Raw genomic sequence first — 25806 nt, forward strand, 5'->3', positions numbered from 1 at the left:
CCAGTAGCGAACTCGCGCACCAACGGGTAACCATGCAGTGGGCTGGAGGAGAGGGACCAAGCACCCACTACACGGGAGTCCGGATGACCTCAGGGGGCAAGACCGAGATCGCCATCGACCTGGACGATCTCCGTCTGCTGGTCGGTTTGTCCTACCGCGAGCTGGCGCGCCGCACGGGGTGTGCCCGCAGCACGTTGCACGACGCGTTGACCGGCCGCCGGTTTCCCCGGCTGGACACGGTGCTCGCGATCGCGCGGGCGTGCGGCGGGGACACGACGCGCTGGCGGTTGCGCTGGGTCGCGGCGTGCAAGCGCTCACGTTCCCCGCACCGCACCGACGACGTCGCCGCAGTCGACCAGTCCGAGCTGACGGGAGTCCTGTGAACGCGGGTTGTCCCCCACCACGACGACGAACCCGTCCGGCACGCGGGAGAGGCCCGGCAGCGTGGCGGCCAGCCACGACGGCACGGGATCGCCCGCTACCGCCGCCACCCTCTTGACCCGGTGCGGCAGTTCGGGGTCCGGTACCCGGAACACGATCACCTCACCGTCGCGTGGACGCCGGAAGAGCCTGCGCACCAGCAGCTTCTGCCCGTCGTGCAGGGTCGGCGACATGCTGTTGCCCCGCACGGTGACCCTGACCCACATCAGTTGACCCCCACGTCCTGGTAGCCGTCCGCCTGCAACCGGAACAGGCGGGCGTACTCACCACCGGCGTTCATCAGCTCGTCGTGGTCACCCTGTTCGGCGATCCGCCCGCCGGCCAGGGTGACGATGAGGCCCGCACCGCGCAGCGCGGCCAGCCGGTGCGAGATCAGCAGCCGCGTCCGGCCCTCCGCGTGCCGCCGCACGGTCTCGTGCACCCGGTGTTCGGCTTCGGCGTCGAGACCCGACGTCGGTTCGTCGAGGATCATCAGGTCGGCGTCGGTGCGCATCAGGCACCGGGCAAGCGCGACCCGTTGCCACTGCCCGCCGGACAACGTGACGCCCGTCCGCTCCTCGTCCGCGTGGGTCCTCGACAACACCGTGTCGTACCTGTCCGGCAACGCTTCCAGAGTGTCGGCGACCTGGGCCTCCCGCGCCGCCGCAACGATGCGCGCCCGGTCGGCGAGGGCGTCGACCCGCCCGATGCCGATGTTCTCCGCCGCGGTCAGGTCGTAGGTCATGAACTCCTGGAACACCACGCCGATCCGGGCCCGCAGCGCCACGACGTCGAGGTCGCGGAGGTCCACGCCACCCCAGGTGATCGACCCCCGTTGCGGGTCGTAGAACCGGCACAGCAGCTTGACCAGCGTGCTCTTGCCCGCGCCGTTGACGCCGACCAGCCCTACCGCGGCGCCGGCGGGGATGGTCAGGTTCACGCCGCGCAGCACCCACGGGCCGTCGTCGGAGTAGCGGAACCAGACGTCCCGCAGCTCGATCGCCGCCACACCAGGGGCTTCGGCACCCACGGGCAGATCGTCCGGGGTACCGATCACGTCGAGGTAGTGCCCGAACAGCCGGACCGCGCGCCCGGCCTCTCCGAGCTGCAGCACCACTCCGGACAACCCGGTCTGCACCCCGGCCACCGCCCCGAGGAACAGCACGAGATCACCGACGGACGACCGGCCCGCGGCGACGTTGAGCGCCACCACGACCGTGCCCGCCCCGGCCACCACCGCGCCGAGCAACGCCAGCGCGCTCTGCACCACCGTGCCCCTGCGCTGCGCCGCCAGCCGCGCGCCGCTGACCGTGGCCAGCGAGTCGACCATCCTGGTGTGCAACAGCGAGCCGAGGCCGAACAGCCTGATCTCCTTGGCCGCGCGCACGTCCGTGAGCAACGCGCGGTAGAACAGCCGCCGCCGATCCGTCGCCACCCATGCTTCCTCCGTCGACGCCTCGCGCCGTGCGGTCGCCAGCCGGGCGAACACCGCCGTCACCACGGAAGCCAGCAGCAGCAACGTCATCGGCGGCCACACCACCAGCAGCGCGCCGGTGAAACTGGCCAGCAGCACGACCGAGCGCACGACCTCCTGGGTGAACTGCGAGATCGTGCCGGGCGCCTCCTGCGCGGCCTGCTCGGCGAGCCGCAACCGGTCGTGGAACGCGGGGTCCTCGATCCGCGCCAGCCCCGGCAGCGTGGCGATGCGCCGGAACAGCCTGCTCTCGACCGTCACCGCGACCCGTTGGCGCACCACCTCGCCGAGATGCCCGCAGAGGTAGAGCAACGCGATGGCGACACCGCCGACGAGCGCCGACGCGACCGCCAGGAACGCGGCCCGCTCCGCACTCGCCGTGCGCGACGTCAGCTCGTCGACCAGCAACATCGTCAGCCAGGCGCCACTGGCCGGCGCGGCACCGGCGACGACCGTGAGCGCGAGGGTCCCACCGGCGAGCAGCGGCGCGGCCTTGAAGGGCAACGCCAGCGCCGCCAGGGCGTTGCGGATCATGCCACCGGCGCCGGAACGCCGGCGAAGTCGGCGAGCTTGATCCCGGACGCCGTCACCACTCCCCCGTGCGTGTGCAGCAACGTCGGGTAGGCCATGACCTCGAACGCGGACAGCACCGGATCGTCCGTGCCGACCACGGCCACCCGTCCCAGCGCACTCACCTTCCCGGTAAGCCGTGCGGTGGCCCCGGGATCACTCGGGTCTCCGTCCACAACGGACACGAACCGGGCGGCGGGCGGATCGGCGATCAGGGCGTCGGTCAGCGTCCGGCAGGGCCCGCAGCCGACCGAGAAGAAGCCGACGTGCACCGGTCCGTCGAGGTCGGCCTCGGTGAACGGGACGCCTTCGGTGTCCACGACCGAGAACGGCTTGACCACCATGCCCGGACGGGGCAGGTTCGACTCGCGCTGGGGCGCGGAGTTCTCCTGCAGCTCCCGGACCCTCGCCACGAGTCCGTACGTGAACAACACGTGCAGCGCCACCACCACGGCGAGCAGCACGACGGCGATCGTGAGCAGGGTCAACGGTTCCTCCCAGGAGACAGGCGCCGGCACGAACGCGCCGAGCGCGGCCACCGCGACGAGCGCTCCGTTGCGCACGAGGTGCCGGGGGCCGAGCACGTCCCCGCCCGCGCCGAAGCACTTGCAGCGCACCGGCTTCCGGCCGGTGACGGCCAGCACGATCGCGCCGCAGAACGCCACGAGCAAGGCCGTGACGACGCCGTACCCCAGCCGCGTTCCGGGAACAGCGAGCAGCACGACCGCCACCGCCTCCCCCGCGAGCACCACGACGGCGACGGGCAGAGCGGGCAACGGCACCAGCGCGGCGATCGAGTCGCGGAACTCCGCGAACCCCCGCCGGGACCGGACCTTGCCGGCGAAGGCCGCCACGAACACGACGGCGAGCAGCACACGAGCGAAGAGATCGAGCACGTCAGCCCCCAAGCAGCAGGCGGGGTGCCGGCGACGGATCGCCGGCACCCCGTTGTGTCACTTGCAGGAGCTGCTCACGGACGAGCAGATGCCGTTGCAGTTGAAGCGGTAACCCTTCCTGCAACACTGCCCGTGCTCCGGCACGCAGGCACCGGCATCGATCTTCGGCAGCACGAGTCCGACGAGCCGTTCACCGGCCAGCTTCGCGAATCGCTTCACGGGTCCGCTCCTCCCAGTTCGACCAACACCAACGCGGTCAACGCTGGTCTGCCGGAGTCGTGAGCGGAAGACGGGTCGGACGATCTCGGACAGGCTCGGACTGCGAGGTGCTCCGGGCCGGACAGGTCAGAGCAGCCGGGCGCGCACGGCCGCGGCGATCAGCTCCGACGGCGAGCCCGTGCCGTACGGCGACGGGATCTCCCGCAGTGCGGCGCGATGCCCCTCCACGTCGTCCAGCCACGCCAGCACCGAGCTGCCGACCAGCGGGCCGGGGGGAACGAGCGTGCCGAACGTGCCCTCGATCTCCGGGCGTTCGGTGCTGCGCCGCACGACCACGACGGGCCGCTTGAGCACGCTCACCTCCTCCTGGATGCCGCCCGAGTCCGACACGATCACGGCGGACCCGTGCGCCAGGGCCAGGAACGCGCCGTACGACTGCGGTTCGACCACCTGCAGCCCGTGCAGCAACCTGTCCAGGCCGAACGCGGTGATGCGCTGCGCGGTGCGCGGGTGCAGCGGCAGCACGACCGGGAGCGGCAACGCGCCGAGCTCACGCAGGACGATCTCCAGGTTGCCCGCGTCGTCGACGTTCTCCGGGCGGTGGATCGTGGCCAGGACGTAGCGGTCGCGCTTGAGGCCGAGGTCGCCCAGGACCACTTCTTCTTCGTCCGCGCTCGGCAACGCGTGCGCCAGCGCCTCGACGACGGTGTTGCCGGTGACGGCGATGCGGCTGTCCGCGACGCCCTCGCCCAGGAGATTGTCGCGGTTGAGCGGCGTCGGCGCGCAGCACAGGTCGGAGAGGTGGTCGATGAGCACGCGGTTGTGCTCCTCCGGCATCGCGCGGTCGTAGCTGCGCAGGCCCGCCTCCACGTGCACCAGCGGCACGTCGCAGGCGTTGGCAGCCAACGCTCCCGCGAGCGCGGAGGTCGTGTCGCCCTGCACGATCACGGCGCCCGGCCGGTGCGCGGCCAGCACCTCGTCCACGGCCGAGACGGCACGGCCGAGCTGGTCGCCCCGGCGCAGGCCGCCGAGCCGCAGCTCGTGGAAGGCGCCCGGTTCCGGCACATCACGGCGGATGAGCGAGTACATCGAGCGGTCGTAGTGCTGACCGGTGTAGATCATGGTGCACGCGCTGCCGAAGTGTTCGACGAGCGGCGCGAGTTTGATCAGTTCTGGCCTGGTGCCGCAGACGATCGTCACGCTGTTCGTTTCCCGCACCGCGGCAAGGTACTTCATCGATCCGGACGAATCCGGGGAAATCCCGCAGACGTTCACTCGAAAGAGTTGCCTGGGACATCGCTCGAAAGTGTTGCGGCACAAGCGTGTCGTAGTGTCCGCGCTCATGTCCGGTCATCTGGCACTTGCGGTGTCCACTGTGCTCTACGGCCTGGGGATAGTCGCGCAGACCGTCGCCGCGCGGAGGGCCGACGAACGTCCCGGTACCGGGGTGGGGCTGCTCGCCCGCCTCGCGTCGGACCGGGTGTACCTGCTGGGTTTCACCGGTCAGGTCGGCGGTTTCGGGTTCGCGTTCCTGGCGCGTGAGGACCTGCCCCTCTACCTGGTGCAGGCCGGTTCGTCGTGCGCGGTCGGCCTCGCCACCGTGATCGGCGTCGTGGCGCTGGGCTGGCGGATCCGGCGCGTCGAGATCGCGGTGCTGGTGGTGATGGCGTGCGGGTTGCTGCTGCTGACGGGGGCCGCTGCGCCGTCCACGGCCCGTGAGCTCCCGCTGGTGCCCGCGCTGGTCGTGCTGGGGCTGCTGACTCTCGCGGTGCTGCCGCTGGCGCGGACGTTCAAGGCGGTGACGCCGGTGCTCGCCGGCATCGCGTTCGCCGTGGTCGCGGTGGCCGCGCGCAACGTCGCCGGAAAGCCCTTGCTCGACCTGGTGCTGCACCCGCTGACCTGGGTGATGGTGCTCGCCGCGTTCGTCGGGCAGGCGTGTCTCGCCTCAGCGTTGCAACGGGGTTCGGCGACGTCCGCGGTGGCGTCGATGGACGCGACCACCGTGGTGATCAGCTCGGCCGCCGGGCTCGCGCTGATGGGCGACCAGATCGCGGCGGGGCGTGAGTGGTGGGTCGTGCTCGGTGTGGTGCTGGTCGTCTCCGGGGTGCTGGTGCTCGGGTCCACCGCGCGCAAGCCCTCCGCCGACCTGGTGACCGCCGGAGGTGAGCGGTGAAGCCCGTCGCCAGTGTGTCGCTGGACCTCGACAACCTGTGGGCGTACCTGCGCACGCACGGCGATCCCCGGTGGGAGGGCAGGCCGAGCTTCCTGCCGTCGGCGGTGCCGCGCCTGCTGGACGTCTTCGGTGAACAGCGCCTGACCACCACGGTCTTCGTGGTCGGCGCGGACGCGGAACGAGACGACGGCGCCGAGGCGGTCGCGTCGATCGTCGCGGCCGGGCACGAGATCGCCAACCACTCGTTCTGGCACCAGCCGTGGCTGCACCGGTTCTCCGACGAGGACGTCGAGAAGGAGGTCATGCGGGCCGAGGAGGCGATCATGGCCGCCGGGGCGCCGCGGCCGGTCGGCTTCCGCGGACCGGGGTACAGCGTCACGCCCGCGCTGCTGGACGTGTTGCGGCGGCGCGGTTATCTCTACGACGCCAGCGTGCTGCCGACGTGGATCGGGCCGCTGGCCCGGGCCTACCACAACCGTTCGGCCGGTTCGACGGACGGCGGCGAGGACCTGTTCGGCGGGTTCGGCAAGGTCCGTGCGCCCAACACGGCGTACCGCTGGCGGGACGGCCTGGTCGAGCTGCCGGTGACGACGATGCCGTTGCTGCGGGTGCCGATCCACGGCGCGTACCTGTTGCAGCTGCACCAGATCTCGCCCCGCCTGGCTCGCGGGTACTTCCGCACGGCGTTGCGGTTGTGCTTGGCGCGCAAGGTCTCCCCGTCGTTGCTGCTGCACCCGACGGACGTGCTCTCGGGCGCCGAGGCGCCGGGGATGGAGTTCTTCCCCGGCATGGCCGTGCCCGGCGCGGAGAAGGTCGAGCTGCTGGGCTGGGTGTTGTCGTCGCTGCGCGAGCACTTCGACGTGGTCGGCACCGGCGAGCACGTCGCGCGGATCTCCGGTTCCCCGTTGCGCGAACGGGATCCGGTCGCATGTGGCTGACGGTCCTGCTGCGCGTCCTCGCCTGCGGGACGGTGGCGCTCGCGCCCCTGGAGGGGTACCTGCTGGAGGTCCACGGGCAGTCGGCCAAGGTCGTCCCCGCGCTGCTGATCGGTGTGTGGCTGTTCTCCCTGTGGAGGCACCGGCGTTTGCCGTCGCCGCACCCGTTGCACCTGGTGGTCGCGTTGCTCGCGGTGGTGCTGCTGGCGACCTCGGCGGTGCACGAGGCCGAGCCGTTCACGCTCGAGTACCTGGTGCGGTGGGTGCCGTTCCTGGTGATCGCGGTGGTGCTCGCCGACGTGGCCGCGCGGGAGGTGCCGGTGCGGGCGCTGCTCGCGGCGACGGTCGCCGGTGCCGTCGTGGCGGCGGCGGGCGGGCTGCTCAGCGTGGCCGGCGGTTCGTTGCGCGCCACCGGGCCGTTGGAGGACCCCAACGACCTCGCGTTCTTCCTCGTGGCGGCGTTGCCGTTGCTGGCCGCGCTGCCCGCTAGGGGCACGTCGCGGATCGTGTTGTTGTTGCTGGGCGCGGTGCTGGTGGCCGGTGCCGCGGCGACGTTCTCGCGCGGCGGCGGGATCGCACTGGCCTGTGCGCTGGTGTGGCTGATCGTGCGCCGGGCTCTGCCGGTGCGCGCGGTGGTCGTGACGGCGGCTGTCGCCGGGGTGGCGGCGTTGGTGTTCGCGTCGGCCGCACAGGCTGAGCTGTCCCGTGCGTTGCAGGAGAAGAGCCACATCGCGGGCACCAACGCCGACACGCGGATGCTGCGCTGGCAGGCGGCCTCGCGGATGCTCGCCGACAACCCGGTGCTGGGCGTCGGGCCGGGCGGGTTCCGCCAGCAGTACGCGTCAGCCGGGCACAACGCGGAGATCGACGAGCAGACCCCGGTGGCGCACAACCTGTTCCTCGAGGTCGCGGCCGAGCTCGGGGTGCCGGGGTTCACGCTGCTCGTCGCCTTCGTGGCGGTCGGGTTCGTGGCGAGCGAACGGGCGTTGCGGCGCGTGGCGGACCGGCGTGAGGCCGTGGCCGTGCAGGCGGCGCTGATCGCCGTGCTGATCGCCTCGATCTTCCTGTCCGAGCAGTACTACCTGCCCCTGTGGTCACTCGTCGCCATCGCTGTCGCGATCGAGCGGCGTTCAGTCGAGGAGCCCCGATGCGCGTTCTCCACGTGATCAGCGAGATGGGCGCGGGCGGCGCGGAGGCGCTCGTGTCCGGCATGGCCCTGGCGGGCGGCGACGTCGGCTGGGAGTCCGCGGTGGCGTGCGGTGGCGGGTTCCGCGTCGAGTCGTTGCGCGCTGCCTCGGTGCCCGTGTTCGACGTACCGGTGGCACGCCGTTCGCCGTTGGGGGTGGTGCGCGCGGCCAGGGCTGTGCGGAGGGCGGTGCGCTCGTTCCGGCCGGAGGTCGTGCTGGCGCACAACGTGTCCGCGTCGCTGGTCGCCCGCATCGCCACGCCACGACGTCCCGTGGTGACGGTGTTCCACGGTGTCGCCGAGGCGGACGTGCCCGGAGCGGTCCGGGTGCTGCGCCGGGTGTCGACGAGCGTCGTGACCGTCGCCGCGGCTGCCAGGACACGCCTGCTCGACGCCGGACTCGACTCGGTGGTGATCCCGAACGCCGCCTTCCCGTCGGTGCCCACGGCGGATCGGGCGACGGTGCGTGCGCGGCTCGGGACTCCTGCCGGGGTGCCCGTCGCGCTGTGCCCGGCCCGGCTGGAACCGCAGAAGCGGCACGACGTGCTGCTCGCCGCGTGGGCACAGGTCCCCGGCGACTGCGAACTGTGGCTCGCGGGCGACGGCAGCCTGCGCGCCGAACTGGAGGAGCGCGCGGACGGCAGGGTCCGGTTCCTCGGCACCCGCACCGACGTGCGCGACCTCTTCGAGGCGGCGGACGTCACCGTGCTCACCAGCGACTGGGAGGGCATGCCGATCGCGCTCCTCGAGTCGCTGGCGGCGGGCCGCCCGATCGTCGCGTCCGATGTGGACGGTGTGCGGGAGGTGCTGGCCGGCGGTGGCGGCGTCATGGTCCCCCGCCGCAGCCCCGAGCAGACCGCGAAGGCGTTGCGCGGCCTGCTCTTCTCCCCCACCGCGCGTTCGGTGGCCGCGTCCCACGACGGCTCGGCCGGCGCGCACACCCTGATGAAGTCCTACGACGAACTGCTTCGTACCGTCCTGGAGGGACGATGAAAGATCGCAGAGCTGTGCTGGAAGGCGTGCTGGCCGCCGTGCTGGTCGGCGGGGCCGTGCTGCTGGCCGTGGCGATGCGCGACGGCGTGACCGAGGGCAGGCTGACCCTGCTCGCCACCCCGTCCGCACCGGACAGCGCCCAGTTCGGCGAGGTCACCTCGCTGGCGGCCCCGGCGGTGGTGCAACTGGTCCGCAGCCCGTCCGTGCTGGACGCGGCGGCGAAGGCGGCCGGCACCACGCCGGACCGCCTGTCGGACGCCATCGCCGTCGAACTCGTCCCGGCCTCCGGCGTGGCCCGCATCTCGGTCCGCGCGGACTCGGTGCCGCACGCCGCCTCCGCCGTGACGGCGGTGGCGCGGGCCGTGATCGAGGCCGACCTGCTGGCCCCGGCCGCGAGGTTCCGGCTCGTCGACCCGCTGCCGGAGACCACCCAGGTCTCACCGGACTGGCGCCTCGCCACGGGCCTCGCGCTGGTGGCCGCGGTGATCGCCGGTGTCGCGGTGGTGGCGTTGCGCCGGGTGCGCGGCAACGTCGGTGCCGCCCTGTCGACCGCGGGCATCCGGCACCCCGTCGTCGTGGCTGCCGACGACGATCCTGAGTTGACCTCGCGGCTCGCGGCGTTGTGCGTGGCGGCGGCTCGGCCCGTGCGGGTGCTGCCGGTGAGCCCGTCGCTGGTGGAACGGGCGGAGGAACTGGCGCGGGCGTTGCCGGACAAGGCTTCCGAGCCCGCGGACGGGACGGCGGTGATCGCGGTCGCGTCCGCCGACAGGGCTCGGCGCAATGATCTGGCGACGGCGCTCGCGGTGCTGCCGGCCTCGTCGGTGCTGGTGGCGGTGGTGCTGGCGTGAGCACCCCGGCCGCACGTCCTGGCCCCGCCGGTGCTGCCGGTGCCGCCGGCGCGGTTGAGCACCCCGACCTCGTCGGTGCTGCCGGCGGTGGTGCCGGCGCGAGCATCCCGGCCGCACGTCCTGGCCCCGCTGGTACTGCCGGCGCGGTCGAGCACCCCGACCTCGTCGGTGCTGCCGGCGGTGGTGCCGGCGCGAGCATCCCGGCCGCACGTCCTGGCCCCGCTGGTGCTGCCGGCGCGGTCGAGCACCCCGGCCTCGTCGGTGCTGCCGGCGGTGGTGCCGGCGCGAGCACCTCGGCCGCACGTCCTCGCCCCGCCAGTGCCGCCAGCGCGGTCGAGCACCCCGACCTCGGCACCGCTGCCGGCGATGGTGCCGGCATGAGCACTCCGGCCGCACGTCCTGGCCCCGCCAGTGCCGCCGGCGCAGTCGAACACCCCGGCCTCGGCGGTGCTGCCGGCGGTGGCGCCGGCATGAACACCCCGGCCGCACGTCCTCGCCCCGCCAGCGCCGCCGGCGCAGTCGAACACCCCGGCCTCGGCGGTGCTGCCGGCGGTGGCGCCGGCATGAACACCCCGGCCGCACGTCCTGACCCCGCCAGCGCCGCCGGCGCGGTCGAGCACCCCGACCTCGGCACCGCTGCCGGCAGCGGCGCCGGCGCGAGCACCCCGGAACTGTCAGACCCTCCTGAGACACTGGGAGTGGGGCCCGAGATCCCCCTGGGGGCCGGTGAGTCCGGATCGATTCGGATGGGCACCGTCCTCACCGCTGTCGGTCTCGCCGTGTCCGCCGCCTTGGCCGTGGTGACCGCCGTGGCCGCCATCTCGATCGTCCTGGCGGTGATCCCCGAATGATCACCACGACCAACCGCGCGAGCCTCGCCAAGACCATCGGCGTCGCCCTCGTGGCCGCCGCCGGCGCCCTCAGCGCGTTCCGTGCGCTCAAGCCGTCGTGGGAGGTGCCGCTGCCCACCGGGGCGAACCTCCCCGAAGAACGCATGCAGGACTTCCGCGACGCGCTCTACTTCCCGATCCGCGAGTTCCTCGGCGGCGGCAACCCGTACGACCCGGCGGTGATGTTCGAGCACTGGCCCGTGCGGCAGAACTTCAACCTCTACCAGCCCTACCACCTGGTGCTGCACCTGCCGTTCGCGCTGCCCGAGTACCGGGTGGGCGCGGTGGCGTTCGTGCTGGCGTGCCTGGTCCTCCTGATCGGGCTCGCCGTCATGGCCGCCGGACGCGCACGTCTGCCGCTCGTCGCGGGCACGGTCGTGATCAGCACGCTGCTGGTCACGAGTCAGGTCGGCAAGGCCCAGATGTACGTCGGGCAGGTCAACCCGCTGATCGCGGTCGGTGCGGCCGGGGCGTTGCTGTTGCGCACCAAGAGTCCCGCGTGGGCGTCGGCCGCGCTCGCGCTGGCCTGGTTGAAGCCGCAGTTCGGGCTTCCGCTGGCGCTGCTGCTGTTCGTGCGCGGTGATCGGAAGGTCGCGTTGCTGGGCACGGCCATCGCGGCCGCGGCAAGCCTCCCGGTGGCCGCGCTCCTCGTCGTGAGGGGCGGCGGGGTCGGTGAGTTCCTCGACGTCATCTCGCGGAACCTGGAATGGGCGAGCAGCACCGGGTACGGCGCGGTCGACTCCCTGACGGCGCAACGGGTCGACCTGCCTGCGGTGTTCTTCCGGACCACCGGGTGGCTGCCGCCCGCCGCGGAACTGGTGGCGCTGTGCGGAGTTCTCGCCACCACCGCTCTGCTGGCCCGCAAGCTCGACCGCACGGCGAACGGGGCCGAGGCAGCCGATCTGCTGACCTGCCTCGGCATCGTGGTCGCGCTCGTGCACCAGCCGGGCGACGTGCTGATCGCGGTGCCGGCGATGGTGGCGCTGGCCGTCGTGTGCTGGCGACGGCGCAAGGACAGCCACTGGCGGTGGGCCGGCGTGGCCACCCTGTTGCTCGTGGTTCCGTTCGCGCATCTGTACTTCGTGGACACGGTCATCAGGAACACCCTGGGAGCGCGGGCGAGCGTCACGCTGGACGGGGTCGCGGTCGTGGCCGCGTGGATCGCACTCGTGGTGTTCGCCGTGCGGCACGTCCGGCGCGCCGCATGACAGACGTGGCGGTGCGGGGGTCGCTCTGGCTCTTCGCGGTCAACCTGGTGAGCAAGAGCAGCCAGGTCGTGGTGACCCTCGCGCTCGCCCTGTTCCTCACGGAGGCCGACCTCGGCGCGGTGGCGCTGGTGGTGTCGGTCGTCAACATCGGTCAGGTCGTCCAGGCGATGGGCGTCTACGACATCGTCAGCCGCACCGCATTGGACCCGGTGAAGACCGCCGGAACGGTGCTCACGATGAGCGTCGCGACCGGGGCGGTGCTGGCGGTCACCATCATCGCCGCCGCGAACCCCGTCGCCGCCGCGCTCGGGGCACCGGACGCGGCGGGCATGCTCCGGCTCGCGGCGCTCACCCTGCCGTTCACGGCGGCGGGCGGCGTGCAGATGGCGTTGATGCACCGCAACCTCGACTTCCGGCGGCGCATGCTCCCCGACGCGGGCGGCATGCTGATCGGCGCGGCGGTCACCGTCACGCTGGCGGCACGGGGAACCGGGCCCGAAGCGCTGGTCGTCGGCCTGCTGTGCACCGCGATCGCGCAACCCGTGCTCGCCGCCGTCGCCGGAGCGCGGATCCGGCCCACCTGGAACCGTGAAGCCGCAACGGAAGCGGCGAGGTGGCTTGCCGTGGTGGGCCCCGGCGCGTTGATCGCCGTGCTGCTGATCAACGTCGACTACCTCGCGATCGGGCACGTCCTCGGGCCCGGGGCGGTGGGCGGGTACAGCCTCGCGTTCCGCATCGCCTGGGTGCCGTACATCCTGATCGCGGTCGTGCTGGGCGGGGTGCTGTTCCCGATCTGCGCCGAGCTGGTCCGAAGTGGACAGAGCAGCGCACTGCCGGACACCCTGCGGAGGTTCACCGTCGCGACCCTCGTGGTCACCGGCGGCCTGTACACGGCGGTCGCGCTGTCCGCGCACGGGATCGTGGTCCTCGGTGAGCAGTGGGCCGGTGCCGCCGGGCTCCTGGTCCTGCTGTGCGGCTACGGACTCGGCCTGGGCCTGCTGCACGTCTGGTACCAGGTGATCAGAGCCGCCGGGCACGCCCGCCAGTACCTCGCCCTCGAAGCCACCCACCTCGTCGCCCTGCTCACAGCGCTGGTCTTCACCACCGAACGCGGCCCGGCGGCGGTCGCCCTCACCCAGCTCATCGTGGTGTGGCTCCTGGTGCCGGTGACGTGGCTGGTCCTGCGGCGCAACGGGCTCGCGTTCCCCCTGCCGCTCCGCGCGATCGGCAGCGTCGCCGGAGCCGCGGGCGCGTGCCTCGCCGTCGACCTGGTCCTGCCGGACAGCACCGGCGTCGCGGGCCTGGTCGCCACCGGCCTGCTGCTGCTCGCCACCTACTGCGCGATCGCCCTTCCCCTCAACCGCAGCGTCCTCATCGGACTGAAGGAGCGCGCGTGAAGATCGTCCACGTGACGCAGCCGGTCGAGGCCGGGGTCGCCGTCGTGGTCCTCGACCTGGCCCTGGCACAGCGACGACAGGGCTGGGACGTCAGCATCGCCTGCCCGCCCACCGGCTGGCTGCCGGACGAGGCCACCAAAGCCGGCGTCCCGGTGCACGCCTGGCACGCCACCCGGACGCCCGGCCCGAACACCGCCCGGGAACTCCGCTCACTCCGCCAGATCCTCAAAGCGAACCGCCCGGACGTCGTGCACCTGCACAGCTCCAAGGCAGGCCTGGCCAGGCTCGTCCTGCGCGGCCGCACCCCGACGATCTTCCAGCCCCACCTGTGGTCGTTCCGCGTCGCCACCGGCCTGCTCAGCCGGGCCTCCCGGTTCTGGGAGGCCCAGGCCTCCCGCTGGACGACCCTGCTCCTGTGCGTCAGCGACGACGAGCTCGAGGCCGGCCGCAAAGCAGCCGTCACCGCGAAAGCCGTGGTCGTCTGCAACGGCGTCGACACCCGGCGCCTGAGCCCGCGGCCCAAGTCCCACGACACCCCCACGGCGTTGTGCGTAGGACGGCTGGCCCACCAGAAGGGCCAGGACCTGCTGCTCGAAGCCTGGCCCCACGTGCTCGCGAAGGTCCCAGACGCCGAACTCCTGCTCGTCGGCGACGGTCCGATGGCCGGCCGGCTCCAGGCCACCGCACACCCGAACACCCGCTGGCACGGCCACAGCGACGAGGTCGAGAGCTTCTACGCCGAGGCCGACGTCGTGGTCCTGCCCTCCCGCGCCGAAGGCATGGCGCTGGTGCCGCTGGAAGCCATGGCCTGCGGACGCTCCGTCGTCGCGTTCGACGTAGAAGGCGTCGCGCAGAGCCTTGGCGACGCGGGCGAGGTGGTCCCGGCAGGAGACACGAAAGCCCTGGCGCAAGCGATTGCGCTGCGCCTGTCAGACCCGGAGCTCGCGGCCGCTGAAGGCAAACGGGGCCGGCACAGGGCCGAGACGCTGTTCGACCGCCACCGCATGACCGACCAGATCCTGACGCTCACCGCGAAGCTGGTCACCGAGGAAGGACGACGTTGACTTCCTCCCCCTCCTAGGGAGGGGGATTCCCCATCGGGCTCGCGCCCGACAGTTCCTGTTTCTTCCCCTCGGAAGGGGGTTTCGACAGTTGCCTCGCCGACTGGTGCCGGGTTGGTCTGACACCGTCTCCGCAGGCTGTGACCGCGAGCCCCGCGGCCAGGATGGTGCGGGCCGCGTTGATGTCGCGGTCGTGGACGGTACCGCAGCGGCAGGTCCAGGTCCGGATGGTCAACGGCAGCCGGTCGAGCAGGTGCCCGCGGGCCGAGCAGGTCTTGCTGCTGGGAAACCAACGGTCGATCGCCACGAGCCGACGGCCGTACCACCGGGCCTTGTAGTCCAGCATCGCCCGCAGCTCGGCCCAGCTCGCATCGCTGATCGCGCGGGCCAGCCTGGCGTTCTTCACCATGTTCCGCACGGCGAGGTCCTCGATCACGATCGTTTGGTTCTCACGAACGAGTCGGGTGCTGACCTTGTGCAGGTGATCACGGCGGCGATCGGCGACGCGGGCGTGGACCCGAGCGACCCACAACCGGGCCTTGATCCGGTTCCTACTGCCTTTCTGCTTGCGCGCCAACGCTTTCTGGGCTTTCGCGAGCCGTGCCCGGTCTCGGTCGCCGTGCTTCGGGTTGGTGATCTTCTCGCCGGTCGACAGGGTCAGCAGTGTCGTGATGCCCGCGTCGACACCGACCGCCGTGGTGGATGGCGGCAGGTGCTCGACGGTGGTCTCCACCAGGATCGAGACGTGCCAGCGGCCGGCCGGGTCACGCGAGACCGTCACCGTGGACGGCTCCGCGCCCTCGGGCAGCGGACGCGACCAGCGAATGTCCAGCGGCTCAGTCATCTTCGCCAGGGTCAACTGCCCATCACGCCACCGGAACGCCGACCGCGTGTACTCCGCCGAGGCCTTGCCGCGCTTGCGGGACTTGAACCTGGGGTACTTCGCCCGCTTCTCCCAGAACGAAGCGAAAGCACCCTGCAGATGCCGCAGGCACTGCTGCAGAGGCACGCTCGACACCTCGGTGAGGAACGCGTACTCGCCAGACTTCGTCCACCCCGTCAGCAGTGCCGACGTCTGGACGTAGCCGACCCGTTCCCGCCGCTGGGACCACGCCTCAGTCCGAACCTCCAGCGCCCGGTTGTACACCAGCCGAACACAGCCGAACGTGCGCAGCAGCTCCTGCTCCTGCGCGGAAGTCGGATAGAAGCGGTATTTGAACGCCCGCTTCACCACAGACTCCGCCATGCCTCACATGTTACTCCAGGTAATTGTGAGCCTGCGGCGAGTGATACAGGAACACGGCGAGTCAACCTTGACCGCTGATCACCGCACCATGCCCCTGCTCCGCAGGAGCTCATTTCCTCCCCGGCCTGAAGACCGGGATCATCTACGAAGGAGGCCTGATGACACGGATCGCCTACCTGCTCACCCAGGACAGCGGTGGCCCGGTGGACGTGACGGTGCGCCTGGCCGCCGCGCTGGCCAAGTCGGGTGACGCCGAGGTGCGCGTGTTCGGCCCGCGACCGAGGCGTGGCGCCGAGCTGATCGACCCGTTCTTCGAGGAGACCCTGGTGATGCGCAAGGGGGACGTGGCCGCCGCACGCCAGGCGCGCGCCGCGATCAAGGCGTGGCACCCGGACGTGGTGCACGCCCAGGACCGCCGCTCCGGACTGGTCAGCGCTGGCCTCGCGACCACCGGCACCAAGATCGTGCACACCTACCACGGCGTGCCCGACGAGGTGGCCGAGCCGTGGTTCCGCAACGTCCGCGGCGCCACCCCTCCCCCGGCCTACACCAGGGCGGTGCTGGCCGCCGACGCCGCCGTCGCGCGGGTCGTGCACCGGACCGTCGTCCCCGCCAGGGAGATGGGCCGGTTCCTGCGCGAACGGCTCTACGTGCCCCCGCACCGCATGACGCACATCGACAACTGCGTCGAGGTCGGCGCCGCGAGCCCGCCCGCCGAGCCGGTCCGCAAGATCATCTTCGTGGGTCTCCTGGTGGAGCGCAAAGGTTTGTTGAACCTGCTGGACGCGCTGGAGACCGCGATGCCGGAGGACGCCACGCTGACGGTCGTCGGCGACGGTCCGCAAAGGCTTCAGGCGGAGGGCAGGGTCACGCGCAGGGGCCTCACGAACAGGGTGGAGTTCCTGGGCTTCCGCAGCGACGTCCCCGAACTGCTGCTGGAGCACGACGCCCTGGTGCTGCCGTCCACAATGGAGCAGCAGCCGCTCGTGGTCGCGGAGGCCATGGCCGCGGGCAAACCCGTGATCGCCACGGACACCGGCGGTGTCGCGGACATGCTGGGCATCCCCGGCGACGACTGCCCGAAGCCCGGGGACGTGCCCGCGCTCGCGGCACGGCTGGCAGCGCTGTTCGCCGACCCCGATCCCGCGAGCACCGGCGACCGGCTCGCCGCGCGGGCACGGGAGCGGTTCACGCCGGAGGTCTGCGCCCGCAGGCACCTCGACCTCTACCGCAAGCTCACCGCCGCGGGCCGTTGACCAGCACCACCGCGTCGGCCGCCGGCAGGTCGAGCTTGGTGGGAGCCGCCTCGCCCCTGAGCGTCACGAGGCCCGGCGGAGGCGTCAGCAGCACGGACGTCTTCGTCGGGTTCACGGCCACCCAGCCTCCCGAGTAGCGGCGGTGCCACACGCCACTGGGCAGGCGGTTGGCCGTCTCGACGGCCTCGCCGAGCCGCGCGTCCTGGTACAGCGACCAGTACGGGTTCTTGTAGTCGGGCTGAGCCCTGGTCCAGCACGTGTGGGGGCTCGCGAGGAGCGCGGCCGAGGCGTACCCGACGCGTTCCTCCTTCTCCGTCTTCGTGTGCGTGATCAGCAACAGCCAGGACTCGCCGAGCGCGGCCTGGGCGCGCTGCTCCTTGAACTGGTTGCCCTGGAACGTGATCAGCTCACCGGTGCCGTCGTCGCCCCGCAGGCCGAAGTTCTCCTCCATCGCGCCCGCGTACCGGGAGTGCGCCGACCAGCGGCCAGGGGTGAGCTGCGACTCGGAGACGTTGGGGATCAGCATCTTCCCGGCCTTCTCCAGGGCGTCACCGGTGAGCTGGAGCATGCCGTCGAGGCCGTCGCGCAGCAGCCGGTCCGTCCCGGCGGCGTCCGCGGTCCCCGCGAGCACGCCGGACGAGTAGTACTTGAGCGAGCTGAAGTCGTTGTCCGCCAGCACGCCGTCCCAGCCCTCGCGCAGCACCTCGCCGACGACCGCGTCCGCCCACGCCTTCTGGTAGGCCGGGTCCCACACCGTCATCTGCCAGTGCTTCGGGTAGCCGTCCCACTCGATGCGCTTGCCGAGCGTGTTGGTCGCGAACCACGCCGGCTGCTTCTTCTCCGCCGCGACGTACCCGACCCCTGTGGGCAGGTACCGGGCGTCCCGATCACCCTCGACCGCGCCGTAGTAGCTGCGGGTGCTGGAGAAGTCCTTGTACACCAGCACTTTGACCTTGGGGTTCAGCTCGTGGAGCTTGCGCATGGCCGCCGTCTCCCACGCGTTGAGCACGACGACGTCGTAGTGCTTGGCGGCGGCCCTGATCTCCCACGACGAGGGCGAGTCGCCGATGCCGTACCACCACGCGCAGGGCGCGAGGGCCTTCGGCATCGGCCCCGTGATGATCGGGTCCGACTCGGCGGCGCTGACCGCACACGCACTCGAAAGAAGTACGCAGGCGACAGCGATGAATCGACTTATCAGCGATTTCTCCGACAACACAACTCACCCGCTGTCATCAGTAGAATCCTCAGGTCGAGCCACAACGACCAATTCGCGATGTAGTAGTTGTCGTATCGAGACCTGTCGGCGATGGAGGTGTCACCTCGCAGACCGTGCACCTGGGCAAGTCCAGTGAGTCCGGTCGGCACGCGATGGCGAGCCCAATATAGCTCGTGAATAGCGGAAAACTCGCGAACGAAACCGGGACGCTCCGGTCGTGGCCCGACGACGCACATGTCGCCGCGCAGCACGTTCCACAGCTGGGGCAGTTCGTCGAGCGAGGTGCGGCGCAGGAACCGGCCGACCGGGCCGACCCGGGAGTCGCCCACCACCGACCACTTGACCTGCGAGTCGTCCTCGCCGGACTGCCGCACGCTGCGGATCTTGTAGAGCGTGAACGTGCGGTCGTCCATGCCGACGCGGACCTGCCGGAAGAACAGCGGCCGGCCGCTCTCGACCAGCACGGCGAGGGCGCACAGCCCGATCACCGGCGAGAGCACGACCAGGGCGGACGCCGCCAGCAGCAGGTCGGCCGCGCGCTTGATCCACCAGGTCGGCCTGCTGGTCGGGGCGGTGCCGAGGCGCATCAGGGGGTAGCTGCGCAGCCGTTCGATGCCGGGGCCGTCGGGGTGCAGCTCGTACATGCGGGGCACGACGAGCGTGGAGCAGCCGAGCCGGTGCGCGGTGATCGCCGCGTCGACCAGCGGTGAGTCGCGGGTGTGCGAGAACGCGAGCACGACGGTGCCCGCCTTGAGCCGCACGATCGCGTCGGCCAGGTCGCCGTCGACGACGTCGAGCATCGGGGGCTCGCGGTCCGGGTCGGGGCCGGAGTCGGCGAACGCGACGGGCCGCAGGCCGAACTGGGGGTGCTCCAGCATGGTCCGCGCGAGGTTCACGCCGACCTCGCCCGCGCCGACGACGATCGTGCGGTCGCAGCGGTCGAACCTGCGGCGGCACCAGCGGCCGAACGCGAACACGCACCACCGCACCGGCTCGATGGCCAGCGCGAACTCGATCATCGCCCACTGCACGGCGGTGAGACCGGCCGCGTCGGACCCGCTGACCAGGCCGATGCCGGACAGCAGGGCGAAGGCCAGGGCCGTGCTCGCCGCGGACCGGGGCAGGTCCTGCAGCCACGACAGCCAGAGCCGCCGCCGGTAGAGCCGCCAGGCTCCCCTGATCGTGAGCACCGCGCCCAGGACCGCGCTGCCCCAGCCCCAGCCGAGACCGTGCCGCACGCACACCACGACGAGCGCCACGGCGTCGGCGAAGGCGAGCAGGACCGCGACCGCGTTCACCCGGCTGAGCAGGTCCCTGCCCACCGAGGACGGCTTGAGCGGGCGCTGCGACGGGCGTCTGTGATCAGCCTCGCGCGCGTGCGCAGGGGCAGCGGGAACGGCAACCGCCGAGAATGGCCTCATTGGAAGATCATCCGATCGAAGGAGTTGTGGTCGAAGAAGCGCACGAAAGAGTGAATGAACTCTGAGAAATCATCTCTTCGGGTATCAATATTCCCTCTTCAGTGTCCCGCGTGACCGCAGTTGGTGAGGATTCGACGTTGTTCCTGCCCTGAACTCACCCAGGGCCGCACTCCAAGCTTTAGCACGCCGTGTCAATAATTCACGCCATCAACCACGAGCCACCGAAGAGGGGGCGTCAGAGTGAGAGTCGACGAACACGGCATCCGGCATTCAGCCGGTGAGCCGGTCGCGATCGTGCAGAAGCCGATCCGCACGTGCGGCGATGTCCACGTCGTCCTGCCCGCCTACAACGAGGCCGTGGCGCTGCCGTCCCTGCTGGCGCGCATCGCCGGCACCGACCTCGCCGACCGGATCACGGTGTGGGTGGTCGACGACGGCTCGTCCGACGGCACCGGTGCCAGCGCGACGGGCGTGCGCGGTCTCGACGTCCGCCTGGTGACCCACCCGGTCAACCTCGGGCTCGGCCAGGCCGTCCAATCAGGACTGACGGCCGTGCTCGACGAGGCGGAGCCCGACGACGTGCTGATCGTCATGGACGCCGACGACACGCACGACCCCGGCGTCTTCCCCGCGATGCTGGCCGAGGTCAAGGCCGGCGCGGACGTCGTGATCTGCTCCCGTTTCGTCGCGGGCGGCGACGACTCGACCGCGCCGCAGTGGCGCCGGTTGCTGTCGCGCGGCGCCCGCGTCGTGTTCGGCAAGGTGCTGCACTTCGACGGGGTGCGCGACTTCACCAGCGGCTTCCGGGCCTACCGGGTGAGCCTGCTGCGCCGGGCCGCCGCGCACTGGGGCGAGCGCCTGGTCGAGGAACGCGGGTTCGCCTGCATGGTCGAGCTCCTGCTCAAGCTGCGGCACTGCGGGCCGATCGTCAGCGAGATCCCGCTGCACCTGCGCTACGACCGCAAGCCCGGCGCCAGCAAGCTCCGGCTCGGCCGCACGCTCAAGCAGTACCTGCTCCTGCTCACGCGTGACCGCCTCGCGCCCGTGCCGTTCCGGAAGCTCTGATGCCCCAGCGCGTCGTCGTCATCGGCGGGGGCATCTGCGGCCTCGCCACCGCGCACCGCCTCGCCCGTGAGGGCATGGCCGTGACGCTCATCGAGGCCAGCGACCAGCTCGGTGGCCTCGGCACGTTCTTCACCTCGCGGGGCCGCACGGTGGAACGCTTCTACCACTGCGTGATGCCGACCGACGACGCGCTGCTGGCGTTGCTCGACGAGGTGGGCCTGCGCGAGAGCGTCGGCTGGAGCCCCACCTCGATGGGCATGGTCGTCGAGCGCGAGCACCGCTCGTTCAACTCGGCGCTCGACCTGCTGCGGTTCCGGCCGCTGAGCTTCGCGAACCGGATCCGCTTCGGCGTGGTCTCGTTGCTGCTGCGCCGGTTGGGCAAGGGCAAGGACCTCGACGGCATGCGCACCGAGGACTGGCTGCGCGGCCTGTACGGCGACAGGATCTGGGAGATGCTGCTCGCCCCGATGTTCGGTGCGAAGTTCGGCGCCGCGTTCGGCGACGTGCCCGCGCTGTACGTGTGGCAGCGCCTGGGCCGCGAGAGCAACGAGGCCGTGCGCGGCTACCCCGCCGGTGGCTACAAGAGCGTGATCGACGCGCTGAGGGCGTCCACCGAGGCGCACGGCGGCGAGGTCCGCGTCTCGGCTCCGGCCGAGCGGCTGCAGGCCGACGAGGACCGGGTGGTCGTCACGCTGGCCGGCGGCGAGACGATCGAGGCGGACCACGCGGTCTCCACGCTCCCGCTGCCCGCGTTGCGGGCCATCGCGGACCCCGGGCTCGCCCCGTTGCTGCCCGACGTCCAGCTGCCGTACCAGGGTGTCGTCAACACGTTGTTCTTCCTGCGCAAGCCGTTGTCCGGGCACTACTGGGCACCGGTGCTGCGTTCGGGCACGGACTTCGACGGCGTGATCGAGATGACTCCGCTGACCGGCTCGGAGCGCTACGGCGACCGGCACCTGGTGTACGTCATGCACTACACCGACCGCGAGTCCGCGCTGTACCGCGAGGACTCCGACAGCATCGCCCGCCGCTGGACCGAACAGCTGCTGAGCATCCACAAGGGACTCACGCCGGACGACGTCGACGAGGTGCACGTGTTCAAGGCGCCGTTCGTCGAACCGGTGTACCCGCTGGGATACCTCACGAAGCGGCCCGCCGTCGAGGTCGCCGGCACGCGGCTGCTGCTCGCCACCACGGCCCACGTCTACCCGAACGTCACCAGCTGGAACTCGAGCGTCGAGCTCTCCGGCTCGGTGACGGCCTCCCTCCTGCGCGACGCCAGGAGGTCCACGACCCAGGAGAACACCGCATGCTCAGCAGAATCGGCGCGGTGATCGCTGCACTCACGATCACCGCTGTCAACCTCGTCTCCTCGCAGCACGTCCAGGCCGACCCCGCACCGCTGCTGCCGGACCTCCGCCAGGCACCGATCGGCTGCCCCGGCGGGTACGACGGCTCCCCGCTGCGGTGCCGCGCCTGGGACGTGTGCCTCGTCGAGGACGCCTCGGCCCCGCGCGGCAAGTGCATGAACCGCGGTGGTTCCGCCCAGGCCGTGCGCCTGCGGTTCACCACCTCGATCGACAACGTGGGCGACGGCCCGTTGCTGCTGCACGCGCACCGCGACAGCACCGCCACGCCGACGATGAACGTCCGTCAGGCCATTCAGTCCGGTGTGGACGGTTCGATCGCCGGGTCGTACAACGAGGCCCGTCGCGAGACCACGGCGAGCGCGTACTACGAGCCCGCGCCCACGCACACGCACTGGCACCTTCTCAACTTCGAGTACTTCCAGCTGCGCAAACCCGACGGCAGCGTGGTCGTGACGGACCGCAAGAACGGTTTCTGCATCGGCGACCGCTACGAGGTCTCCGACGACCTCCCGAACCGGCCGACGGATCCCGCGACCCCGGCGGGTCAGCTCGCGAAGCGCCTGGACGGCCACATGTGCGAGCACCACAACCCGTCCGCTCTGGACGTCCTGTTCGGCATCTCGGTCGGCTCCGGCGACGACTACAAGCACGAGGTCGACTTCCAGTGGCTCGACCTCACCCACGTGAAGTCCGGTGTGTACGACGTCGTGAACGTCGTGAACTCCGACCGGGCGTTGCTGGAGAAGAACTACGACAACAACGCGGCGTCGATCGCGATCTCCGTGCAGTGGCCCGACGACGCGGTGAACCCGCCGAGCACGATCGACGAGGCCCCGTCGGTGCGCATGATCCGCAGTTGTCCCGGCAAAGAGCGCTGCGCGAAGTCGGGCGGCTGAGCAGATTTCCGCAAGCCCCGAACGGGGGTGTTCGCCACGGCGAACACCCCCGTTTTCTTTTTGTACCGGGACAAACGGTCACGATTCGGGCGCATTACCACGACGGCCACTAATCACACAAACCTTACTCTGCGACACCAATAGTCGGCACGCATAGCACACCCGTCCACGCAAACGCAATTGCACGAGACGCCAGGTGCAAACAGTCAAGTCAATAGCCTGAGTGGTGCAATCTTCATCACAGCGCAGAGTGTTGCACGCAACCCCCTTGGCCCTTGACCTGGACATGTGGCTTATTGAGAGAATTCACGTTGCGATTCCACCCCGTCAGGATTGCAACCCGAACTGATTCCCCGTCCGATCAGGAGTGGCCCCGTCTTGAGCGCGTCCGCCCTCTCCATGCACGATTTCGCCATTGGACAACTACACAACCTCCTGCGCGCGGTCGGTTTAGCGGACGCCGCCAATACCGCGACAAAACTGCTGGGTGAGGCATTGGGGCCGGGTTCCCGGTTACCTCTCTCCGCCACTCCCCATTGGCCCTCTTTCGTCGCCGACGACCACACCCCGGTCGAATTCTCGGTGGCTTTGGCCCAAAACGAACGACCCGCGGTGCGGATGATCGTCGAGTCGCTCGCCGAGCAGCCCGGCAGCAGGGCGAACCTCGCCACCTCGCTCGCGGTGCTCGAACGGCTGGCGGGGCAGTACCGGCTGCGGCGGGACAAGTTCGACCTGGTGCGCGACCTGTTCCTGCCGGACGACCCGCAGGGCGCGTTCGCGTTCTGGTACGCGTTGATCGTCCAGCCCTCGGGGACGCCCGCGATCAAGGTCTACCTCAACCCCGAGGTGCGCGGTCCCGAGCACGGCACGGGCCTCGTCACCGAGGCGTTGTCCCGGCTCGGCCTGAGCAGCGCGCTCCCCGCCATCACCGAGCACGGCCTGCGGCGCGAGGGGCTGGACAAGTTCTCCTTCTTCGCCCTCGACCTCATGGACGAGAACCGTGCGCGCGTGAAGACGTACGTGTCGCACGACGACGCGATGGTCGCGGACGTGGTGCACGCCGCGGCGGCGGCGCCCGACGTCGACCCGGATCTCCTGGCGGACGTCTGCGCACTCGCCTGCGGCGGCACCGGCCCGTTCACCCGCCGCCCGATGATGTCGAGCTACACGTTCATGGCGGGCGACACGGACCGGCCGAGCGGCTACTCCCTCTACATGCCGCTGCGCGACTACGTCGAGGACGACCTGGAGGCCTGCGAGCGCGTGCTGGCGATCATGGCCAGGTGCGGGCTCGACACGTCACCGTTCGTGATGGCGCTCGCCAGCCTCGTGCGACGGCCCCTGAGCGACGGGGTGGGACTGATCGCCCACGTGTCGCTCCGGCTCGGCAACCCGAAGCCCGGGGTGTCGGTCTACCTGTCCTCGGAGGCGTACGACGTCACGCCGCCGCGCAGCAAGGCACTGCTCGTCTAGGCGCTGTCCTGCAAGTTCGTCAGGTGACAGACGAGGGCGAGAGTCCCGGAGACGGCGCCGCCGCAATGACCTCATACCGGGCGGCGGCGCCGTCTCCGGGCCCTGGGCCGCCGCTGTCGCCCGACGAGACTTGCAGGACAGGGCCTAGCCACATCGCGTTCAACCGCAGCACCAGGAAGGCCACCGCCGTGGAGCCCTACCGCATCAAGGTCGTCGAACCCATCCCCATCACCACCCGCGACTACCGGGAACGCCGCTACGCCGAGGCTGGCTACAACCAGTTCAACCTCACGGCGGAAGACGTCACGATCGACCTGCTGAGCGACTCCGGCACCGGCGCGCTGTCCGCGGAGCAGCAGGCCGCGGGCATGCGCGGCGACGAGACCTACGCCGGGGCCCGGTCCTGGTTCCGGTTCCGCGAGGTGGCCGAGGAGCTCACCGGGTACGAGCACATCTTCCCCGTGCACCAGGGCCGCGCGGCCGAACGCATCCTGTTCGGCGCGCTGCTGAAGCCGGGGCAGCTCTCGGTCGGCAACACCCACTTCGACACCACGCGCGCGAACGTCGAACTGGCGGGCGGCGTGGTGCGGGACCTGCCGTGCGCGGCCGCCGCCGACCTCGACAGCGACGCGGACTTCAAGGGCGACATCGACCTCGTCGCGCTCGAGGCCGTGCTGGACGGGCCGGAGGACGTCGGCCTGGTGCTCATGACGATCACCAACAACGGCGGCGGCGGGCAGCCGGTCTCGATGGCGAACCTCGAGGCCGTGAAGAAGTTGTGCCGCAAGCGCGGGGTGCCGTTCTTCCTCGACGCGGCGCGGTTCGCCGAGAACGCGTGGCTCGTGACGCAGCGGGAGGAGAAGTACCGCGGGCACAGTCCGCGCGAGGTCGCGAAGCTCGCGTTCGGCATGGCCGACGGGTGCGTGGTGAGCCTGAAGAAGGACGGCATCGTCCACATCGGAGGGATGCTCGCGCTGCGGGACACCGAGCTGGCCAAGCGGTGCGAGCTCCTGCTGATCGCCACCGAGGGCTTCCGCACCTACGGCGGACTTTCCGGGCGAGACCTCGACATGTGCGCGCAGGGCCTGATCGAGGTCACCGACCCGCTGTACCTGCGCGAGCGCGCCGAGTCGACCGCGTACCTGGCCGAGTGCGCGCGGCAGGCCGGTGTCGACAGCGTCCGCCCGGCCGGTGTGCACGCGGTGTACCTCAACGCGGGCAGGCTGCTGCCGCACATCCCGTCGAGCCGGTTCACCGGTCACGCCCTCGCGTCGGAGCTGTACCTCGCGGGCGGGATCCGTTGTGCCGAACTGGGTTCGCTCTACCTCGGCGAGATCGACGAGTCCGGTGAGCTGCTCACGCCGGCGCCGTTCGAGCTGGTGCGGCTCGCGATCCCGCGGCGCGTCTACACGCGCAGCCACCTGGAGTACGTGGCCGAGACGCTCGCGGGGATCGCCAAGAACCCCGAGCGGGTGCCCGGCTACCGGCTCACGGAGGCGCCGGCGATGCTGCGGCCGTTCCGCTGCCGCCTGGAGCAGGTCCAGCCCTGAGAACGCGGGAAGCCCTTGGCGGACAACGCCAAGGGCTTCC

24 protein-coding genes are annotated in these 25806 nt (G+C 71.0%); 16 read left to right on the forward strand and 8 right to left on the reverse strand.

Translation table 11 applies throughout. From position 1 onward, the window contains the following. The first annotated feature begins 83 nt into the window (after window positions 1-83). Window positions 84-383 (forward strand): helix-turn-helix domain-containing protein, encoded by a 300-nt coding sequence (locus IEY88_RS24010; RefSeq protein ID WP_189157051.1) that lies wholly within the window; start codon window positions 84-86, stop codon window positions 381-383. Here the strand turns inward: IEY88_RS24010 and IEY88_RS24015 are convergent. From IEY88_RS24015 to wecB, 5 genes are all read right to left on the reverse strand, one after another. Continuing rightward, window positions 315-647 (reverse strand): S26 family signal peptidase, encoded by a 333-nt coding sequence (locus IEY88_RS24015; RefSeq protein WP_189157052.1) that lies wholly within the window; start codon window positions 645-647, stop codon window positions 315-317. The genes IEY88_RS24010 and IEY88_RS24015 overlap by 69 nt on opposite strands. Next, complete coding sequence (locus tag IEY88_RS24020; RefSeq protein ID WP_189157053.1) at window positions 647-2428, reverse strand: ABC transporter ATP-binding protein; 1782 nt, start codon at window positions 2426-2428, stop codon at window positions 647-649. Before IEY88_RS24020 ends, IEY88_RS24015 begins: the two co-directional genes overlap by 1 nt. Further along, window positions 2425-3360: a TlpA family protein disulfide reductase gene (locus tag IEY88_RS24025; RefSeq protein ID WP_189157054.1), complete on the reverse strand. Its 936-nt coding sequence runs from the start codon at window positions 3358-3360 to the stop codon at window positions 2425-2427. Before IEY88_RS24025 ends, IEY88_RS24020 begins: the two co-directional genes overlap by 4 nt. 57 nt (window positions 3361-3417) lie before the next feature. Beyond that, entirely contained in the window at window positions 3418-3579 is a 162-nt protein-coding gene (locus IEY88_RS24030; RefSeq protein WP_189157055.1) for a hypothetical protein, read from the reverse strand. Between the two features lie 126 nt (window positions 3580-3705). Further along, window positions 3706-4797 (reverse strand): non-hydrolyzing UDP-N-acetylglucosamine 2-epimerase, encoded by a 1092-nt coding sequence (gene wecB / locus IEY88_RS24035; RefSeq protein ID WP_229693684.1) that lies wholly within the window; start codon window positions 4795-4797, stop codon window positions 3706-3708. Between the two features lie 124 nt (window positions 4798-4921). Between wecB and IEY88_RS24040 the strand changes: the two genes are divergently transcribed. Genes IEY88_RS24040 through IEY88_RS24080 form a run of 9 tightly spaced genes read left to right on the forward strand, consistent with a single transcriptional unit; the run spans window position 4922 to window position 14273 of the window. Further along, window positions 4922-5752, forward strand: coding sequence for a hypothetical protein (locus tag IEY88_RS24040; RefSeq protein WP_189157057.1), 831 nt, complete (start codon window positions 4922-4924; stop codon window positions 5750-5752). Further along, on the forward strand, window positions 5749-6690 hold the full coding sequence (locus IEY88_RS24045; protein ID WP_189157058.1) for a polysaccharide deacetylase family protein: 942 nt from the start codon (window positions 5749-5751) through the stop codon (window positions 6688-6690). Before IEY88_RS24040 ends, IEY88_RS24045 begins: the two co-directional genes overlap by 4 nt. Next, on the forward strand, window positions 6681-7853 hold the full coding sequence (locus tag IEY88_RS24050) for an O-antigen ligase family protein (RefSeq protein ID WP_189157059.1): 1173 nt from the start codon (window positions 6681-6683) through the stop codon (window positions 7851-7853). Before IEY88_RS24045 ends, IEY88_RS24050 begins: the two co-directional genes overlap by 10 nt. Continuing rightward, window positions 7835-8866 carry a glycosyltransferase gene (locus tag IEY88_RS24055; RefSeq protein WP_189157060.1) on the forward strand — a complete coding sequence of 344 codons (1032 nt, stop codon included), beginning with the start codon at window positions 7835-7837 and terminating at the stop codon, window positions 8864-8866. The genes IEY88_RS24050 and IEY88_RS24055 overlap by 19 nt, the downstream gene beginning before the upstream one ends. After that, entirely contained in the window at window positions 8863-9714 is an 852-nt protein-coding gene (locus tag IEY88_RS24060; protein WP_189157061.1) for a YveK family protein, read from the forward strand. Before IEY88_RS24055 ends, IEY88_RS24060 begins: the two co-directional genes overlap by 4 nt. Continuing rightward, complete coding sequence (locus tag IEY88_RS24065) at window positions 9711-10565, forward strand: hypothetical protein (protein WP_189157062.1); 855 nt, start codon at window positions 9711-9713, stop codon at window positions 10563-10565. The genes IEY88_RS24060 and IEY88_RS24065 overlap by 4 nt, the downstream gene beginning before the upstream one ends. After that, window positions 10562-11812 (forward strand): glycosyltransferase 87 family protein, encoded by a 1251-nt coding sequence (locus IEY88_RS24070; RefSeq protein WP_189157063.1) that lies wholly within the window; start codon window positions 10562-10564, stop codon window positions 11810-11812. Before IEY88_RS24065 ends, IEY88_RS24070 begins: the two co-directional genes overlap by 4 nt. Continuing rightward, window positions 11809-13209 (forward strand): oligosaccharide flippase family protein, encoded by a 1401-nt coding sequence (locus tag IEY88_RS24075; RefSeq protein WP_189157064.1) that lies wholly within the window; start codon window positions 11809-11811, stop codon window positions 13207-13209. The genes IEY88_RS24070 and IEY88_RS24075 overlap by 4 nt, the downstream gene beginning before the upstream one ends. Beyond that, complete coding sequence (locus IEY88_RS24080) at window positions 13206-14273, forward strand: glycosyltransferase (RefSeq protein WP_189157065.1); 1068 nt, start codon at window positions 13206-13208, stop codon at window positions 14271-14273. Before IEY88_RS24075 ends, IEY88_RS24080 begins: the two co-directional genes overlap by 4 nt. Window positions 14274-14286: 13 nt before the next feature. On the opposite strand, the gene IEY88_RS24085 is transcribed toward IEY88_RS24080, so the two are convergent. After that, the gene (locus IEY88_RS24085; protein ID WP_229693685.1) at window positions 14287-15516 is read right to left on the reverse strand and encodes an RNA-guided endonuclease InsQ/TnpB family protein; all 1230 of its coding nucleotides are present in this window, start codon (window positions 15514-15516) and stop codon (window positions 14287-14289) included. Between the two features lie 158 nt (window positions 15517-15674). Here IEY88_RS24085 and IEY88_RS24090 point away from each other — a divergent pair, with 158 nt between their 5' ends. Then, on the forward strand, window positions 15675-16772 hold the full coding sequence (locus IEY88_RS24090) for a glycosyltransferase family 4 protein (RefSeq protein WP_189157066.1): 1098 nt from the start codon (window positions 15675-15677) through the stop codon (window positions 16770-16772). On the opposite strand, the gene IEY88_RS24095 is transcribed toward IEY88_RS24090, so the two are convergent. Continuing rightward, window positions 16753-17880, reverse strand: a complete 1128-nt coding sequence (locus tag IEY88_RS24095; protein ID WP_189157067.1) for a putative glycoside hydrolase family 15 protein — start codon at window positions 17878-17880, stop codon at window positions 16753-16755. The genes IEY88_RS24090 and IEY88_RS24095 overlap by 20 nt on opposite strands. Before the next feature lie 89 nt (window positions 17881-17969). Continuing rightward, window positions 17970-19313 (reverse strand): sugar transferase, encoded by a 1344-nt coding sequence (locus IEY88_RS24100; RefSeq protein WP_229693686.1) that lies wholly within the window; start codon window positions 19311-19313, stop codon window positions 17970-17972. Window positions 19314-19652: 339 nt separating this feature from the next. Here IEY88_RS24100 and IEY88_RS24105 point away from each other — a divergent pair, with 339 nt between their 5' ends. The 5 genes from IEY88_RS24105 to IEY88_RS24125 all read left to right on the forward strand — a co-directional run bounded on the left by IEY88_RS24105 (window position 19653) and on the right by IEY88_RS24125 (window position 25766). Continuing rightward, on the forward strand, window positions 19653-20477 hold the full coding sequence (locus IEY88_RS24105) for a glycosyltransferase (protein ID WP_189157069.1): 825 nt from the start codon (window positions 19653-19655) through the stop codon (window positions 20475-20477). Beyond that, window positions 20477-21811, forward strand: coding sequence for an NAD(P)/FAD-dependent oxidoreductase (locus tag IEY88_RS24110; protein WP_189157070.1), 1335 nt, complete (start codon window positions 20477-20479; stop codon window positions 21809-21811). The genes IEY88_RS24105 and IEY88_RS24110 overlap by 1 nt, the downstream gene beginning before the upstream one ends. Then, window positions 21808-22743: a lysyl oxidase family protein gene (locus IEY88_RS24115; RefSeq protein WP_229693687.1), complete on the forward strand. Its 936-nt coding sequence runs from the start codon at window positions 21808-21810 to the stop codon at window positions 22741-22743. Before IEY88_RS24110 ends, IEY88_RS24115 begins: the two co-directional genes overlap by 4 nt. Before the next feature lie 399 nt (window positions 22744-23142). After that, the gene (locus IEY88_RS24120; protein WP_189157230.1) at window positions 23143-24216 is read left to right on the forward strand and encodes a tryptophan dimethylallyltransferase family protein; all 1074 of its coding nucleotides are present in this window, start codon (window positions 23143-23145) and stop codon (window positions 24214-24216) included. Window positions 24217-24404: 188 nt separating this feature from the next. Next, window positions 24405-25766, forward strand: coding sequence for a tryptophanase (locus IEY88_RS24125; protein WP_229693689.1), 1362 nt, complete (start codon window positions 24405-24407; stop codon window positions 25764-25766). Window positions 25767-25806: the final 40 nt, after the last annotated feature.

The sequence above is a fragment of the Lentzea pudingi genome, assembly GCF_014646255.1.
In the GTDB taxonomy this organism is placed as follows: Bacteria; Actinomycetota; Actinomycetes; order Mycobacteriales; family Pseudonocardiaceae; genus Lentzea; species Lentzea pudingi.